At 52.7% G+C, this 16063-nt stretch carries 18 protein-coding genes; all 18 read left to right on the top strand.

Annotated elements, in window-relative coordinates:
- Positions 1-183 precede the first annotated feature (183 nt).
- The 18 genes from R2K28_RS11705 to R2K28_RS11620 all read left to right on the top strand — a co-directional run bounded on the left by R2K28_RS11705 (position 184) and on the right by R2K28_RS11620 (position 16061).
- The gene (locus R2K28_RS11705) at positions 184-444 is read left to right on the top strand and encodes an OadG family protein (RefSeq protein WP_316364506.1); all 261 of its coding nucleotides are present in this window, start codon (positions 184-186) and stop codon (positions 442-444) included.
- A gap of 71 nt (positions 445-515) precedes the next feature.
- Positions 516-2324, top strand: a complete 1809-nt coding sequence (oadA, locus tag R2K28_RS11700; protein ID WP_316364505.1) for a sodium-extruding oxaloacetate decarboxylase subunit alpha — start codon at positions 516-518, stop codon at positions 2322-2324.
- 1 nt (position 2325) lies between these two features.
- Entirely contained in the window at positions 2326-3465 is a 1140-nt protein-coding gene (locus R2K28_RS11695) for a sodium ion-translocating decarboxylase subunit beta (protein ID WP_316364504.1), read from the top strand.
- A gap of 59 nt (positions 3466-3524) precedes the next feature.
- Positions 3525-4052 (top strand): YceD family protein, encoded by a 528-nt coding sequence (locus R2K28_RS11690; protein ID WP_316364503.1) that lies wholly within the window; start codon positions 3525-3527, stop codon positions 4050-4052.
- Positions 4053-4089: 37 nt separating this feature from the next.
- Positions 4090-4269 carry a 50S ribosomal protein L32 gene (gene rpmF / locus R2K28_RS11685; protein WP_116445104.1) on the top strand — a complete coding sequence of 60 codons (180 nt, stop codon included), beginning with the start codon at positions 4090-4092 and terminating at the stop codon, positions 4267-4269.
- A 208-nt stretch (positions 4270-4477) separates the two neighbouring features.
- Positions 4478-5500: a phosphate acyltransferase PlsX gene (plsX, locus tag R2K28_RS11680; protein ID WP_316364502.1), complete on the top strand. Its 1023-nt coding sequence runs from the start codon at positions 4478-4480 to the stop codon at positions 5498-5500.
- Positions 5497-6465, top strand: a complete 969-nt coding sequence (locus R2K28_RS11675) for a beta-ketoacyl-ACP synthase III (RefSeq protein ID WP_316364500.1) — start codon at positions 5497-5499, stop codon at positions 6463-6465. The genes plsX and R2K28_RS11675 overlap by 4 nt, the downstream gene beginning before the upstream one ends.
- A 19-nt stretch (positions 6466-6484) precedes the next feature.
- On the top strand, positions 6485-7426 hold the full coding sequence (gene fabD / locus R2K28_RS11670) for an ACP S-malonyltransferase (RefSeq protein ID WP_316364499.1): 942 nt from the start codon (positions 6485-6487) through the stop codon (positions 7424-7426).
- Positions 7423-8166 carry a 3-oxoacyl-ACP reductase FabG gene (gene fabG, locus R2K28_RS11665; RefSeq protein ID WP_116445100.1) on the top strand — a complete coding sequence of 248 codons (744 nt, stop codon included), beginning with the start codon at positions 7423-7425 and terminating at the stop codon, positions 8164-8166. The genes fabD and fabG overlap by 4 nt, the downstream gene beginning before the upstream one ends.
- 198 nt (positions 8167-8364) lie before the next feature.
- Positions 8365-8598 (top strand): acyl carrier protein, encoded by a 234-nt coding sequence (acpP, locus tag R2K28_RS11660; protein WP_069126856.1) that lies wholly within the window; start codon positions 8365-8367, stop codon positions 8596-8598.
- A 107-nt stretch (positions 8599-8705) separates the two neighbouring features.
- A complete protein-coding gene (fabF, locus tag R2K28_RS11655; RefSeq protein WP_316364498.1) occupies positions 8706-9947 on the top strand; it encodes a beta-ketoacyl-ACP synthase II in 1242 nt (413 codons plus the stop codon).
- Between the two features lie 13 nt (positions 9948-9960).
- A complete protein-coding gene (gene pabC / locus R2K28_RS11650) occupies positions 9961-10779 on the top strand; it encodes an aminodeoxychorismate lyase (RefSeq protein ID WP_316364497.1) in 819 nt (272 codons plus the stop codon).
- A gap of 71 nt (positions 10780-10850) precedes the next feature.
- Positions 10851-11849, top strand: coding sequence for an endolytic transglycosylase MltG (gene mltG, locus R2K28_RS11645; protein WP_316364496.1), 999 nt, complete (start codon positions 10851-10853; stop codon positions 11847-11849).
- Positions 11846-12499, top strand: a complete 654-nt coding sequence (tmk, locus tag R2K28_RS11640; protein ID WP_316364495.1) for a dTMP kinase — start codon at positions 11846-11848, stop codon at positions 12497-12499. Before mltG ends, tmk begins: the two co-directional genes overlap by 4 nt.
- On the top strand, positions 12492-13496 hold the full coding sequence (locus R2K28_RS11635; RefSeq protein WP_316364494.1) for a DNA polymerase III subunit delta': 1005 nt from the start codon (positions 12492-12494) through the stop codon (positions 13494-13496). Before tmk ends, R2K28_RS11635 begins: the two co-directional genes overlap by 8 nt.
- A gap of 17 nt (positions 13497-13513) precedes the next feature.
- Entirely contained in the window at positions 13514-13861 is a 348-nt protein-coding gene (locus tag R2K28_RS11630) for a PilZ domain-containing protein (protein ID WP_069126860.1), read from the top strand.
- Between the two features lie 181 nt (positions 13862-14042).
- The gene (locus R2K28_RS11625) at positions 14043-14834 is read left to right on the top strand and encodes a TatD family hydrolase (RefSeq protein WP_316364493.1); all 792 of its coding nucleotides are present in this window, start codon (positions 14043-14045) and stop codon (positions 14832-14834) included.
- A gap of 12 nt (positions 14835-14846) precedes the next feature.
- Positions 14847-16061 carry an OprO/OprP family phosphate-selective porin gene (locus R2K28_RS11620; RefSeq protein ID WP_316364491.1) on the top strand — a complete coding sequence of 405 codons (1215 nt, stop codon included), beginning with the start codon at positions 14847-14849 and terminating at the stop codon, positions 16059-16061.
- Positions 16062-16063: the final 2 nt, after the last annotated feature.

Genomic DNA, 16063 nt, shown 5'->3' with positions numbered 1-16063 from the left:
CAAACGCTTGAAGCTCTAAGTATTAGTGTGTTAAATATTAACCATGAATATTCTAAATAAAAAAAGCTTTTTTTCATGAAAAACAGGGCGATAACCCTTACTTGGTATTTAAGTCTTGCTTGACAAGAGGAGTGAACCCAACGTAGAAAGGCGGAATCATTCGTAACAGAGTTAAGATCTACCATGCCAATATCAGACTTGCTTATGTCAGGCATCAACCTCATGGCCATCGGAATGGGGATTGTATTTACCTTCCTTCTGATCCTGGTTTTCGCCATGAAAGGGATGTCAAAATTTGCAATGTTTGTTGCTGAGCGACAAGGGGTTCCTGAAAGGGTATCATCTCATCCCGTGACCATGGGGCAGAGGCAGGAAGGTGTGCGAGGTGATCTGGTTGCGGTCATTACGGCTGCCATAAACAGTTATCGCGCTACCCACAGTTAGATCTGGTAAAGTTCCCTTTTTTTAAAATTAACAACTTCTATGGCTGTTTACCAATCAACGGCGGCTAGTTTATGAGCGAAAAAAAACCACTTGGAATTACTGATGTCGTGCTACGTGATGCACCTCAGTCCCTGTTTGCAACCCGAATGCGTATCGAGGATATGCTGCCGATTGCCGAAAAGTTGGATAACGTCGGCTATTGGTCTTTGGAGACCTGGGGTGGGGCAACCTTTGATGCCTGTATCCGATATCTCGGGGAAGATCCCTGGGAGCGTATCCGGACGCTCAAGGCGGCTATGCCCAAAACACCCATGCAGATGCTTTTCCGGGGACAAAATATCCTCGGCTACAGACACTATGCAGACGATGTGGTTGATAAATTCGTAGAGCGGGCAGCCACCAACGGTGTGGATGTGTTTCGTATATTTGACGCCATGAATGATCTGCGCAATCTGGAAACGGCCATCAAGGCCACGCTCAAGGTCGACAAGCACGCCCAGGGAACCATGTCCTATACGGTGAGCCCCGTACACAATATGGAGTATTGGGTGGATATGGGGAAACGTCTGGAAGAGATGGGCTGCCACTCGATCTGTATCAAGGATATGGCAGGGCTGTTGAATCCCTATATCGGCTTTGAGTTGGTGACCCGTCTCAAGGAAGCCGTTTCAATACCGATCACCATGCAGAGCCATGCCACAACCGGTATGAGCACCGCAACCAATATCAAGGTGGCTGAAGCCGGTATCGATATGATCGACACCTCCATCTCGTCCATGAGTATGACCTATGGTCACTCGGCCACGGAGTCTGTGGTGGCCATCCTGCAGGAAACCGATCGCGATACCGGGCTGGATCTGAATCTGTTGCAGGAGATTGCCGCCTATTTCAGGGAGGTGCGTAAAAAGTATGCCAAGTTCGAAGGTTCCCTCAAGGGTGTCGACTCCCGCATTCTGGTGGCACAGGTGCCCGGCGGCATGCTGACCAACATGGAAAATCAGCTTCGGGAACAGAATGCCAGCGATAAGTTGGACCAGGTACTCGAAGAGATTCCCCAGGTGCGCAAGGACTTGGGCTACATACCCCTGGTGACGCCGACCTCGCAGATCGTCGGATCCCAGGCTGTCATCAATGTGCTGACGGGTGAACGTTACAAGAGCATCACCAAAGAGACGGAAGGGGTACTGAAAGGTGAGTATGGCGCCACCCCGGCCCCGGTGAACAGCGAGCTTCAGATGAAGGTTCTCGACGGGGCAGAGCCGATTACCTGTCGTCCGGCCGATCTGCTGGATGATGAGATGGACAAGCTCACCGCCGAGTTTCATGGACTGGCTGAAGAGCATGGGATCAGGGTGGCTGACGCCGAAGTGGATGATGTGCTTATCTACGCGCTTTTCCCTCAAGTGGGACTGAGATTCCTCAAGAACCGCGATAATCCGGATGCATTCGAACCACCGCCGGGCGCTGAACCCGCCGCACCTGCTCAGGCACCTGCTAGCCCTGCGGCCACTGCTGCGAAAGGTGGACCAGAGTCCTATCAGGTCGAGGTCAACGGGGTTGCCTACAATGTGAAGGTCACTCCCAGCGGTGCTGTGTCTGAGGTTGTCCAGGCAGCTGCTCCCGCAGCGGTACAGAGCGCTGCCCCGGTTGCCGCCAGCAGCGCAGGGGGACAAGCCATCAATGCACCCCTGTCCGGTAACATCCATGCCATCAAGGTTGCCGTGGGAGACGCAGTCGCCGCCGGGGATGTGGTGATGGTTCTCGAGGCGATGAAAATGGAGACGGAAGTGCGTGCAAGCTCCGCGGGCACAGTCGCCCAGATATTGGTCAAAGAGGGTGATACCGTGCAGGTCGGATCACCTCTGTTGAGTCTCTCCTGACATGGTCGAGATAGGACTACAACCACTTTGGCAGTCAACGGGACTGGCCAATATGGAGTGGGGCCAGGCGCTGATGATGGGCGTTGGCGGTATATTGATCTATCTGGCGGTGGTAAAAAGGTTCGAACCACTGCTGCTGGTACCGATCGGATTTGGCGCTATCTTGAGTAATATCCCACTTGCTGGGATCAGTGGTCCCGAGGGGATACTGGGTTATATCTACACTGTAGGTATAGAAACCGGTATCTTTCCGCTGCTGATCTTCATGGGGGTTGGTGCATTGACTGATTTCGGCGCCCTGATCGCGATGCCGTGGACGCTGTTGCTCGGTGCCGCCGCTCAATTCGGCATCTTCGTCACCCTCTTGGGGGCCTTGGCGTTGAATTTCCTGCCAGGTTTTGAATTCACACTGGCCGATGCCTCCGCTATCGCAATCATAGGCGGTGCGGATGGGCCGACAGCAATCTTTCTCGCCTCCAGACTCGCACCCGATCTGTTGGGGGCAATTGCAGTTGCGGCCTATTCCTACATGGCCTTGGTGCCGATCATCCAGCCACCCATCATGCGCCTGCTGACCACCGAAAAAGAGCGCAACGTGGAAATGCAGCAGTTACGCCACGTCACCAAGTTGGAGAAGGTTCTTTTCCCCTTTGCGGTGTTATTCCTGTGCGCAGTCTTCCTCCCGTCAGCGGCACCACTGATCGGTATGCTGACATTCGGCAATCTGCTCAGGGAGTGCGGTGTTGTGGAACGATTGAGCCATGCCTCTCAGAACGAGATCATCAATATCGTGACCATCTTTCTGGGTCTGGCCGTGGGGTCAAAACTCTCGGCAGATAAATTCCTTACCGTCGAAACCTTAGGTATTTTGGCACTTGGGGCCTTTGCCTTCTGTATCGGTACGGCGACCGGTGTCATCATGGGTAAGATCATGTACCGGGTGACAGGGGGAAAAGTGAATCCCCTGATCGGTGCCGCGGGCGTCTCGGCGGTACCGATGGCGGCCCGTGTCGTCAACAAGGTCGGGTTGGAGACCAACCACCATAATTTTCTCCTCATGCACGCAATGGGACCGAATGTGGCGGGTGTCATCGGCTCCGCGGTGGCCGCCGGTATCCTGTTGGCCCTGGTCGGCCCCTGATCCCCGGCGCCCATGTCATTTTGACATGGGCGCCATACTCATAATATTATTGCCCGCTTATGTCGAAGCGCTTTCCTGATCGGTTAGATCCGTGGCGTTTCGCCGATCTTGGCAAAGAGATCGGCGGAGAGCTGCCATTGGAGGCCTTTTCGAGGCTGAGCGCATGCTTGCTGGAACCTGTGGGGAACGTCAGTTTCAAATTGACCTTTGGTCGTGACCAGGAGCGGCGGGCAGTACTCAGCGGATGGATCAAGGCGGAATTGGCCCTGCAATGCCAGCGGTGTCTGGAAGAGGTGAATCTACCGATCGATACCCACCTGTCCGTGGTATTCGTTCAAGGTTTGGATGAGGCTGAGATGCTGCCTGAAAAGCTGGACCCTTGTTTGGTTGAGGATGATCAGGTGGCATTCAGGGATTTGCTTGAAGATGAACTGCTTCTGGTCCTGCCACAAGTGGCCATGCATGATCCTGGGGCCTGTATGGCGCCGGTGTCGGGAGTAGCAGAAGAAGCGACGATAGATAGTAGTAAGCAAGAGCGAGTAAATCCGTTTTCGGCTCTGACCGAACTAAAACGGGACAAAGATTAAATTGGTTAACAGTTAAAGAATATTCGGGAGATCAGCCATGGCTGTTCAAAAAAGTAGAAAGACACCCTCAAGACGTGGCATGCGTCGTTCTCATGATTCGCTGAAAGGTGAAACGCTTTCAATCGATTCCACTTCGGGTGAAACCCATCTACGCCATCATGTCACTGCGGACGGTTTCTACAAGGGCCGTAAAGTAGTCAACACCAAGGGCGAGTAATCTCCCGATTCTCGCTATTTGTTATCTGCAACCCATCAAGGGATATCCCTTGTTGGGTTGTTTAATTGATAGGCAGAATTATTGACTGGCAGGTCTCTTGAGATAGGGGTATTTCGGTAGTGTCCATGGGCGCCGGCCGATCCTGTTCAAAACTTGAAAAAAGATAACCGATCAAACGAGTTTCCGTGGATAGGTCAATCGTTAACACATGAATAAGCCAGTAACAATCTCATTGGATGCCATGGGGGGGGATATTGGCACGGATGTAGTGATTCCGGCTGCCAGAGAGTATCTCCGGCGTGACCGGGAGACTGCTCTTATTCTGGTCGGTGACGAAACCATCCTGAAAAAGAAATTGGGGCCGCATCCATTCGGTGAGCGGCTGCAGATCAAGCATGCTTCCGAAACGGTTGCGATGGATGAACTGCCATCCAAGGCACTGCGAAATAAAAAAGACTCATCTATGCGTGTGGCAATCGACCTGGTCAAGAGTGGTGAGGCGGATGCTTGCGTCAGTGCCGGTAATACAGGGGCACTCATGGCTACATCCCGCTTTGTGTTGAAGATGCTGCCGAATATAGATCGACCTGCAATCATCACCGCCCTGCCGTCCGTCTCCGGGCAGACCTTTATGCTGGATCTTGGCGCAAATGTTGATTGCAGTGCCGAGCACCTGGTTCAGTTCGCAGTCATGGGTAGTGAAACTGTGGCGGCAGTGACGGATATCAGTCATCCAAAAATCGGCTTGCTGAATATAGGACAGGAGGAGATCAAAGGTAACGAACAGGTCAAAGGAGCACATGAACTATTGCTGCAAAGCTCCCTTAATTACGTCGGCTATGTGGAAGGTGATGATATCTATCAGGGTGGTACTGATGTGATAGTCGCTGATGGTTTTGTGGGCAATATCGCGCTCAAGAGCAGCGAAGGGGTGGCGAAGATGATCCGTCACTTTATGACGCTTGAATTCAAGAAGAATCTTTTAACCAGGCTGGCCGGCCTGATTGCTCTTCCTGTGTTGAGAGCATTTCGCAAGCGCATCGACCATCGGCGTTATAACGGCGCAAGCCTGTTAGGTCTGCGCGGAATAGTAATCAAGAGCCATGGCAGTGCTGACAAACTTGCCTTTATGAATGCGATCAGCATTGCACGCAAAGAGGTCTCAAGTGATGTCCCGCGCCGCATAGCTGAGCAGGTTAAAACTCATCTGGAAAAAAGGGAAATCGCGTGATCTATTCGCGTATCACAGGTACTGGTGGTTATCTACCTGAAAATATCGTCACCAACCAAGACCTTGAAAAGATTGTCGATACCACTGATCAGTGGATATTCGATCGCACAGGTATACGCAAGCGCCATATCGCCGCTGATGATGAATTTACCTGCGATCTGGCAGAAAAGGCTGCGCGCAATGCGATTGAAATGTCAGGTTTGGAAGCCAGTGACATCGACCTGATTATTGTTGCCACAACGACTGCCGACCAGGTGTTTCCCAGTACGGCCTGTCTATTGCAAGCGCGCCTGGGGATTAGAGGCCCGGCTGCATTTGATGTCCAGGCGGTATGTACAGGCTTTGTCTATGCGCTCGGTGTCGCTGATAACTTTATCAAGGCGGGTGCTGCAAAACGGGCGCTGGTAGTAGGTGCAGAAACCTTTTCCCGCATCCTTGACTGGAGTGATCGAAATACCTGTGTACTGTTTGGTGACGGTGCGGGTGCGGTTGTGATCGAAGCGAGTGACGAGCCGGGTATCATCTCCACCCACCTGCATGCGGATGGTGCCTATGAGAGTCTGTTACGGGTTCCAACCGGGATCTCACGCGGCTATAAAGAACTGCAACAGGGATCGGCCTATGTGGAGATGCGAGGTAATGAGGTCTTCAAGGTCGCGGTAACCACCTTGGGCCGGATTGTCGATGAGACATTGGCGGCAAACAATATGCAGAAATCAGATGTGGACTGGCTGATTCCGCATCAGGCCAATATAAGGATCATCAACGCCACCGCGAAAAAGCTGCAGACCCCGATGGAGCGCGTGGTTGTAACTGTGGATGAGCATGGCAACACGTCGGCGGCATCGGTGCCCCTGGCATTGGATGTTGCAGTCAGAGATGGCCGCATCAAGCGCGGAGAGACGATTCTCATGGAGGCCTTTGGCGGCGGTTTTACCTGGGGTTCGGTGTTAGCGAAATTCTAGTGAATAGATAGTGTGATCTATGAGTAATTCATCATTCGGTATCGTATTTCCAGGGCAGGGCTCTCAATCCATCGGAATGTTGAGTGATCTGGCCGCAGCCCATCCAATCGTCAATCAGACATTTGCAGAGGCTACTGAGGCATTGGGCTACAATCTATGGGATCTGGTTCAGAATGGCCCTGAAGAGGCACTCAACCAGACCATGAAGACACAACCGGCAATGCTGGCGGCTGGTGTCTCCGTTTGGCGGGTCTGGTTGGAGCAGGGCGGTGATAAGCCTCAACTCATGGCAGGACACAGCCTTGGCGAATATACAGCCTTGGTTTGTGCAAATGTTATTGAATTTTCCGATGCAGTGAATCTGGTGGCCGAGCGGGGCCGGTTCATGCAGGAAGCTGTACCGGCAGGGAGCGGTGGCATGGCGGCAATCCTCGGACTCGATGATGATCAGGTGAAGTCGGTCTGCGTCGAAGCCGCAGCCGGTGATGTGATTGAAGCAGTGAATTTCAATTCTCCCGGACAGGTGGTCATTGCCGGTCATAAGCAGGCAGTGGATAGGGCATGTGTGCTGGCTAAGGAAGCCGGTGCCAAACGTGCGTTGCCGCTTCCAGTGAGTGTGCCGTCACATTGCGCTTTGATGAAACCTGCTGCAGAACGCCTGGCACAATTGCTTGATGAGATCTCCATCAATTCACCCACAATACCTGTTATCCACAATGCCAACGTTGCGTTGGCGTCAGATGCGGAGACGATTCGAGGAGAGCTTGCCGCTCAGTTATACAGCCCTGTGCGATGGGTGGAAACGGTACAGAAGATGGCAAGCTCGGGCATTTCGAGTCTACTGGAGGCGGGACCCGGAAAGGTGCTTGCCGGATTGACCAAAAGAATCGATCGCGGTCTTGCCGGATTGCCTGTGTACGACACAAAAAGCTTGATGCAAGCACTGGAGACATTGAAATGAGTCTGGAGAATGAGATAGCCCTGGTGACTGGTGCCAGCCGTGGTATCGGTGCCGCTATTGCAGACACCCTGGCAGCGGCGGGCGCCACCGTTATCGGAACGGCGACCTCTGAGGCTGGCGCGCAAGGTATCACTGAGCGTCTAAAGTCTGCGGGTCATAACGGATCCGGCATGGTGCTGAATGTCTCTGAAGCCAATTCTATCGATGCACTGATAGAGGCGATGGCAAAGGATTTCGGCAATCCCACCATATTGGTGAACAATGCCGGTATAACCCGCGACAATCTCCTCATGCGCATGAAGGACGAGGAGTGGGAAAGCATCATCAACACCAATCTAAGCTCTGTATTTCGCCTCAGTAAGGCCGTATTACGTGGCATGATGAAGGCGCGGAAGGGTCGTATAATCAACATTTCATCCGTGGTGGGTGCGATGGGTAATGCCGGTCAGACCAATTATGCGGCCGCCAAGGCGGGAATTCACGGTTTTAGCCGCTCTCTAGCCAGAGAGGTGGGATCAAGAGGCATTACCGTCAATTCCGTGGCGCCGGGTTTTATCGAAACCGATATGACGAAGGAGCTACCCGAGGGGCAACGCAAGAGCCTTGAAGAGAATATCCCTTTGCAGAGACTGGGGGCACCAGAGGATATAGCCAACGCAGTGTTGTTTCTGGCGGGGCAATCAGGACGTTATATTACCGGTGAAACACTCCATGTTAACGGTGGCATGTACATGAATTGATATGTGAAATCTCGAGATGCATGCTCATAATGAACATAAAAAATAAATTGTAACTATCTGTTTAATAGAATTATTTATACTATTTATTTGATGAAAAATGTTATCTGAGGATTGCACTTTTCTCGAGTGTTTTTTGTTACTACAATACCGCATCGGTCCTTTTCGAGGCCGACGGATAATCCAGAGGAAATTAATAACATGAGCGATGTCGTAGAACGAGTTCGTAAAATTGTCGTAGAACAACTAGGCGTGAAGGAAGAAGAGGTAACGTTAGAAGCCTCTTTTGTCGATGATCTTGGCGCTGACTCTCTCGACACAGTGGAATTGGTTATGGCCCTCGAAGAGGAATTCGAAACCGAGATTCCTGATGAAGAGGCTGAAAAGATCACGACTGTGCAACTTGCTGTCGATTACATCAACGCACACAGTTAATCTTTACGCCAAGATTTTCAATTTTCATAGGCCGTAAAGCTCTATCAGTAGAAGGAGCACGGCCTTTTGCTTTTCAGCAAACCACTGAACTTTGGGGGTAGTCATACATGACTGCAAGAAGGGTTGTCGTAACGGGTTTAGGTATGGTAGCGCCTGTCGGACTGGATATTCCTACATCCTGGGAGAACATTCAGGCCGGTAACAGCGGCATCCAGCCCATCACCCATTTTGATGTTGAATCATTTTCTACCCAGTTCGGTGGCCCTATCTATGGCTTTGAGATAACCGACTATATCGCGAAGAAAGAAGCCAAGAAAATGGATAAGTTTATCCACTACGGCATCGCAGCCGGTATCCAGGCGATCAAGGATGCGGAGCTGGAGGTGACAGAGGAGAATGCGGATCGCATCGGTGTGCTGATTGGTTCAGGAATCGGTGGTATTACCGGTATTGAAAACAGTTATCAGGCCTACCTGGATGGCGGTCCACGTAAGATCTCACCCTTTTTCGTACCCTCGAGCATCATCAATATGGTCTCTGGCAACCTCTCCATCATGTATGGGCTGAAGGGGCCGAACTACTCGATCGTTTCCGCCTGCAGCAGTGGCGCTCACAGTATTGCCGAGGCTGCGATGATGATCCGGCATGGCCGTACCGATGTCATGATCGCAGGTGGTGCGGAAATGGCCACTTCACCGGTTGGTCTGGGTGGATTTGCCGCTGCAAGGGCGCTCTCGCGTCGCAACGATGATCCCCAGGGCGCCAGCCGTCCCTGGGACAAGGACCGGGATGGGTTCGTTCTCAGTGATGGCGCCGGTGTCGTCGTACTGGAAGAGTATGAACAAGCCAAGGCACGCGGTGCGAGGATCTATGCGGAATTGGCTGGCATCGGTATGAACTCGGATGCCTACCACATGACGGCACCCTCAGTAGATGGATCAGGCGCTGCCAAATGCATGCAGCTGGCACTGCAGGATGGCGGCATCAATCTGGATGAGGTCAATTATATCAACGCCCATGGCACATCCACCCCGGCTGGTGATGTGGCGGAGACGATGGCCGTTAAACGCGCCTTTGGCGATCATGCATACAAGCTTTGTGTCAGCTCTACTAAATCGATGACTGGGCATATGCTGGGTGCGGCTGGTGGTGCAGAGGCTGTATATACCATCTTGGCACTGCATAACCAGGTTGTGCCTCCCACCATCAATTTGGAAAACCAGGACCCAGAGTGCGACCTGGATTATGTACCCAATACAGCCAGAGAGATGAAGCTGGATGTGGTAATTTCCAACTCATTTGGATTTGGCGGAACCAATGGTACTCTGGCTTTTCGCCGTGTAACCTGAGGAAGAGGGCTCATTGCTAGTTAACGGCAAACCTGAAGATCAGATACCGCTCTCTGATCGTGGCCTGCAATATGGTGATGGTTTGTTCGAGACAATGGCTGTCATGCAGGGGCGACCCTGTCTATGGCAGCGCCACATGGACCGGCTTGCCCGTGGCGAAATGGCTCTTGGTCTCCCTCCTAGCGATAAACAGCAGCTTGAACAAGAGGCCCTCACACTCAGTGCAGGGCATGATCAGGCGGTCCTGAAGATCATACTTACCCGCGGCAGCGGCGGCAGGGGTTACGCCTCCCCGAGTCCCAGTGCTCCACGACGCCTTATCACTATTCATCCCTGGCCTGATTATCCACAAAGATGGTACAGCGACGGTATTCGTCTTGGGATTTGCCGCACCAGGATAGGTCGCAACAGGCAACTGGCGGGGCACAAACATTTGAATCGTCTGGAACAGGTCCTGGCACGCAGCGAATGTCAGGAGGCTTCCCTGGATGAATGTCTGATGATGGATGAAAGGGAGCAGGTGATTTGTGGCACTCAGTCCAACCTTTTTCTCTTACAGAAGAATACAATATACACCCCGGATCTCACCCATTCAGGTATTGCAGGCGTGGTCAGGGAGCTGGTGATTGAAACCGCACAACAGCTCTCTATCCCGCTGTTGATCACCCATCTGGACAGGGATAGCTTGCGCGATGCCGATGCCCTGTTTATGACCAATTCAGTGATGGGGCTGTGTCCAGTCGCGATGCTGGAGCAGCGACAATATGACCTGGATGCCGTACCCCGTGAATTGAGTCGACGTGTGCAAGAGGCCTGTACTGCGTCTCAGTAATTACCGTTTCGATCCTCAAGTAACAGTGGTGGCCAGCTTCACCCCACGATTTTTTCCAGTAGAATGGTGCCATGTTTAATCGTTTACTTGGTATTCTGATTTTCACCATCAGTATCCTTCTGGCCTGGGGTTGGATGGAATATGTGGGGTTTATCGACAAATCCCTCAATATACCCGATGAGGGTGTCAACTATGTGCTGCAGCCGGGTATGACGGTCAGAAGTCTGGCGCAGGATCTGCAACAGCGAGGGTTGCTCGATAAACCGCTCCTGCTGAGATTCGTCGCCCGCTGGCAGGGTCAGGCAAGTAAGCTGAAGGCCGGTGAATATCATCTGCCTGTGGGTACCACACCACCGAAACTGCTTGCAATCCTCAGCTCCTCCCAGGTTGTCCAATATGCCCTCACCATCATCGAGGGGTGGACTTTCAAACAGATGATGGCCGCGGTAAGAGAGGACCCGGTGCTGGAACATAGCCTGAAGGATGTAGCGAATGACCAGGTGATGCAACATCTTGGTCTGGGTGACCTGCACCCGGAAGGGCGCTTCTATCCCGATACCTATCACTTTCCGCGTGGCACTACGGATGTGGCATTCCTTAAGCGGGCCTACAAGCGTATGCAAAGGGTATTGGAGCAGAATTGGCAACAGAGGATAAAGGAACTGCCCCTTAAGGATCCCTATGAAGCCCTTATCCTGGCCTCGATCATCGAACGGGAGACCGGCATACCCGAGGAGCGAGGACAGATAGCAGGGGTCTTTGTAAGGCGTCTTGAACGGGGCATGTTGCTGCAGACCGATCCCACTGTTATCTACGGTATGGGTGACCGCTATGATGGTAATATCCGCAAGCGGGATCTTACCCGCGACACCCCATACAATACCTATCTGCGCAAGGGATTGACACCGACCCCCATTGCCATGCCGAGCGGTGCAGCGATTCATGCGGCATTGAATCCGCAACCGGGTAAATCGCTCTATTTCGTCGCAACCGGCGATGGCGGACACTATTTCTCCGCAACCCTTGAGGAGCACAACAAGGCGGTACGAAAGTATCAGTTGAAGCGATGACCGTGATCAAGGCTAAGACAAAGGGACGATTCATCACTGTTGAAGGTGGCGAGGGCGCCGGAAAAAGCAGCAACTTGGCGTATATTCAATCCTTGCTCGAAGTAGCAGGGAAACAGGTGCTTTTTACCCGGGAACCGGGGGGCACACCCCTTGGCGAGGCGATTCGCGAATTGCTTTTGGGGCACAAGCACACCGGTATGGCGGATGATACGGAGTTGTTACTGATGTTCGCCGCCCGTGCTGAGCATCTGCAGCAAAAGATACTGCCTGCCCTGGAACAGGGTATCTGGGTGTTGTGTGATCGTTTCACCGACGCCAGTTTTGCCTATCAGGGGGCTGGGCGGGGGCTCTCCCGTGAGAAGATTGCCAACTTAGAGCGGTTTGTTCAGGGATCATTGCGTCCCGATCTGACCCTGTTACTCGACTTGCCGGTGGAAACAGGTTTGCAACGAGCGGGTCAGCGCTCTGAACCCGATCGTTTTGAAAGCGAGCAGCGTGACTTTTTTGAGAAAGTGAGAGCGGGATATCTGCAAATCGCTGCCCGGGAACCCGACCGGGTAAAGGTGGTCGATGCTTCTCCCGCGTTGGAGAGTGTACAGTCACAGATCGATACGATCATGCGACACTATCTGGAGAGTCTGGGTGAGTGAACTGCGCTATCATCGACTACCTTGGCAAGATGAGCAGTGGCACTTTCTGCAGCAGGCGCTGGAGCAGCAGCGACTGCCCCATGCCTTACTGCTCATGGGACCTCCCGGTTTGGGAAAAGAGCAGTTCGTACTCAGTTTCGCTCAGTCCACGCTGTGTATGAATAGAGAGAGTGACGGCCTGGCCTGCGGGGCCTGTCGCCAATGTCAGTTGCTGCACAGCGGCAACCATCCCGACTTTATATGGTTGAAGCCGGAACAAGAGAGTAAGAGCGGTGAGATAACCATAGAAGCCATCCGCAATCTGACCGCCAACGCCTCCTTGACCACCCATGCGGGCGGTAACAAGGTCATCGCCATACAGCCGGCCCATCGAATGAACAAGGCCGCGGCCAACAGTCTTCTCAAAACCCTGGAAGAGCCTACCCCGGGAACCGTAATACTGCTCTTGACCGATCAACCAGGCAGGTTGCTCGCTACCATCCGCAGCCGCTGCCAGAAAATTCAATTCAGACCCCCGCCCAGGGCTCAGGCCATCACATGGTTGTCCGATAAAGTTACCCATGGGGATCCGGAGTTACTGTTAACCCTTGCCAATGGTGCACCACTCAAGGCGCTGCAACTGGATAACAGTGAGCTCTTGGATGCACGCAGAGAGATGGCAAAAGGTTTTTTACAGCTCCTGGGCGACAGGCAGGATCCAGTTAGCCTGGCGCGCGGCTGGGCGACATTTGACAGAGTATTGTTGCTGGAGTGGCTGGCGGGCTGGGTGGTGGATCTGATCCGTCTCAGGGAGGGTGGGGATCAGGGATTCCTGTTCAATCGGGATCTCGTTCAAGCTTTGCAGAAAACGGCCGACAAGTTAAACTCCAGGACTCTACATGGCTATCTGCTTCAGGTTTATGCAGCCAGGGGGGCCGTGGAGAGTACTTTAAACCCGCAATTGAGCTTGGAAAAGTTGCTGATTTCCTGGTCTGATTGCAGATCACAGGTGAGTTAGACAGAGATCGGATTACTATGGCAGGTGGACCCAAACAAGGAATTCTATCGCTGACCATCAAGGATAAAAATGCCTTGTATGCAGCATATATGCAATTTGTTGAATTTGGGGGGCTTTTTATTCCCACTACCAAGCAATACCGGTTGGGTGACGAAGTCTTCATGCTGTTGACTCTGATGGATGAGACGGAGCGTCTACCGGTCGCCGGGAAGATCATTTGGATTACCCCCGTTGGGGCGGAGGGCAACAGGGCCGCCGGCATCGGTGTGCAGTTCAGTGACCAGGATGGTGGTGCTGCCCGTAACAAGATCGAGACCTATCTTGCCGGTGCGTTGAAATCGGATCGTCCCACTCATACCCTATAATCTGAAGCCCGATTATTGAATTGCTGACTATCTGACCCATGGTCAGGTGCCTATCTATAAACATCGCTACTAGTATTCAGACCAGTATCAGCCAGTAATCAAAGGTGGTGCAGACCGCTAGCTCGTGCGTAATGATATAGTCGAATCTGAAAATTAATAACGGCCTGCGCCAGGAACTTCCATGTTAGTCGACTCCCACTGTCATCTCGATCGTGTCGCACTCAGCTCATATGATGAGGATTTTACGAGCTTTATGAGGCATACCCTGGCACAGGGTATAGGTCATCTGCTATGCGTCTCCATCGATCTTGAATCCTGGCCAGCCATGGTGGCCCTGGTGGAGGATTATCCGCAGATTTCCATCTCAGTGGGGGTGCATCCAAATGATAAGGAGCGTCGTGAACCCACGCCTGACGAGTTGCTGAGACTCTCACGCAATGACAAGGTGGTTGCCATCGGGGAGACCGGCCTGGACTACTTTCACGGCGAAGGGGATCTGGATTGGCAACGTGAGCGATTTCGACAACATATTCGAGCGGCCAAGGCAGCGGATCTGCCACTCATTATCCACACCCGGGATGCCCGCAACGATACAATCAATATAATGCAGCAGGAGGGGGCGGATCAAAGCGGTGGTGTGATGCACTGCTTCACCGAGAATTGGTCCATGGCGGAGCAGGCGCTGGAGATGGGTTTTTATGTCTCATTTTCCGGCATTATCACCTTCAAGAACGCAGCCGAGTTGCGTGAGGTGGTAAAGCAGGTGCCCATGGAGCGTCTGCTGATCGAGACAGATTCCCCCTATTTGGCACCTGTGCCACACCGGGGCAAGCCGAATCAACCTATCCATGTACGGCATGTGGCCGAGTGTGTGGCAGAATTGAAAGGGATGACACCGGAGGCCATTGCCGATCAGACAACTGCCAATTTCTATCGCTGTTTCCCCATGGCGCAAGGGTCTCCATTCAATTGAACCGGATCGTGTATGAATAAATTAACAATGTCTTTTGTTTTCTATATTTTTTTGCCGGTTGCCATGGCGGCAGAAGTGGATAGTGTCGGTGCTAACTCAGACGCCTACCAGGATCTGGTTATCGACACCAGAGGTGGTTTGGAAGTGACCACAACCGATGGTGAATTCTCCTTGCAGTTGGGGGGGAGGATCCTGGCTGATGTGGCAGTATATGATGAGGACATGAATGCCCTGGGCAATGGCAGTGAGCTGCGTGATCTGAGACTCGACCTGGAAGGGCGACTGTATGCCGACTTCATCTATGAGTTGAGTGTCGACTTCTCCGACGGAGAGGCTGATGTAAAGGATGCCTGGTTTGCCTATGATGCCAATTATCCCTGGCGCTATGCTGTTGGACATTTCAAGGAGCCATTCAGTCTCGAAGAGATGACCAGCAAGCGATACCTGACCTTCATGGAGCGTGCCTTGCCGAATGTGTTTGCACCCGGAAGGAGTATGGGCGTTGGCGCCCACTGGTCTGGTGAACAGGTCACCTTCGCCGGCGGTCTGTTTGGAGACGATTACAACGATGACACCGACGATGAGGGTGATGAAGGCTGGGGTGTCACCAGCCGCATAACCTATGCACCCAAAGCTGAAGAGAGATCGGCACTGCACCTGGGTATGGCTGCCAGTTATAGAAAGCTGGATGATGAAGAGACGGTGCGGTTCGATAGCAGACCCGAGTCCCACTTGACCGATATCCGATATCTCGATACAGGCAAACTTGAGCAGAGTGATTCCACCACTCTGGTGGGTGTCGAGGGGGCGTGGGTGTCAGGGCCATTCTCCATGCAAGGAGAATGGATGCAAGCCAAAATAGCGCGTGATGCCGATAAGGATCCCACCTTTGAGGGTTGGTATCTGCAGGCCAGTTGGTTTTTGACCGGGGAAAGTCGCCGCTATAAGCAGAGTTCGGCGAAATTCGGGCGTATTCGGCCACTCTCCGACCATGGCGCTGTGGAAGTGGCGGCAAGATTCAGCTCCGTGGATCTGAATGATGGAGAGATAGAGGGTGGCTCCAGCGATATTATTACCCTGGGACTGAACTGGTATATCAACCGGCAGATTCGCTTGATGGCCAATACTATATTCATAGACAACGACAGATTTGCCGATGCCGATGGAGATGTGGAGGGTGAGGATGAACCTTCAATCCTTCAACTTCGGGCTCAGGTTGATTTTTGATT

The sequence above is a fragment of the Candidatus Thiodiazotropha sp. CDECU1 genome, from assembly GCF_963455295.1.
Taxonomy (GTDB): Bacteria; Pseudomonadota; Gammaproteobacteria; order Chromatiales; family Chromatiaceae; genus Thiodiazotropha.
This window is presented reverse-complemented; position numbering and strand designations above follow the sequence as displayed.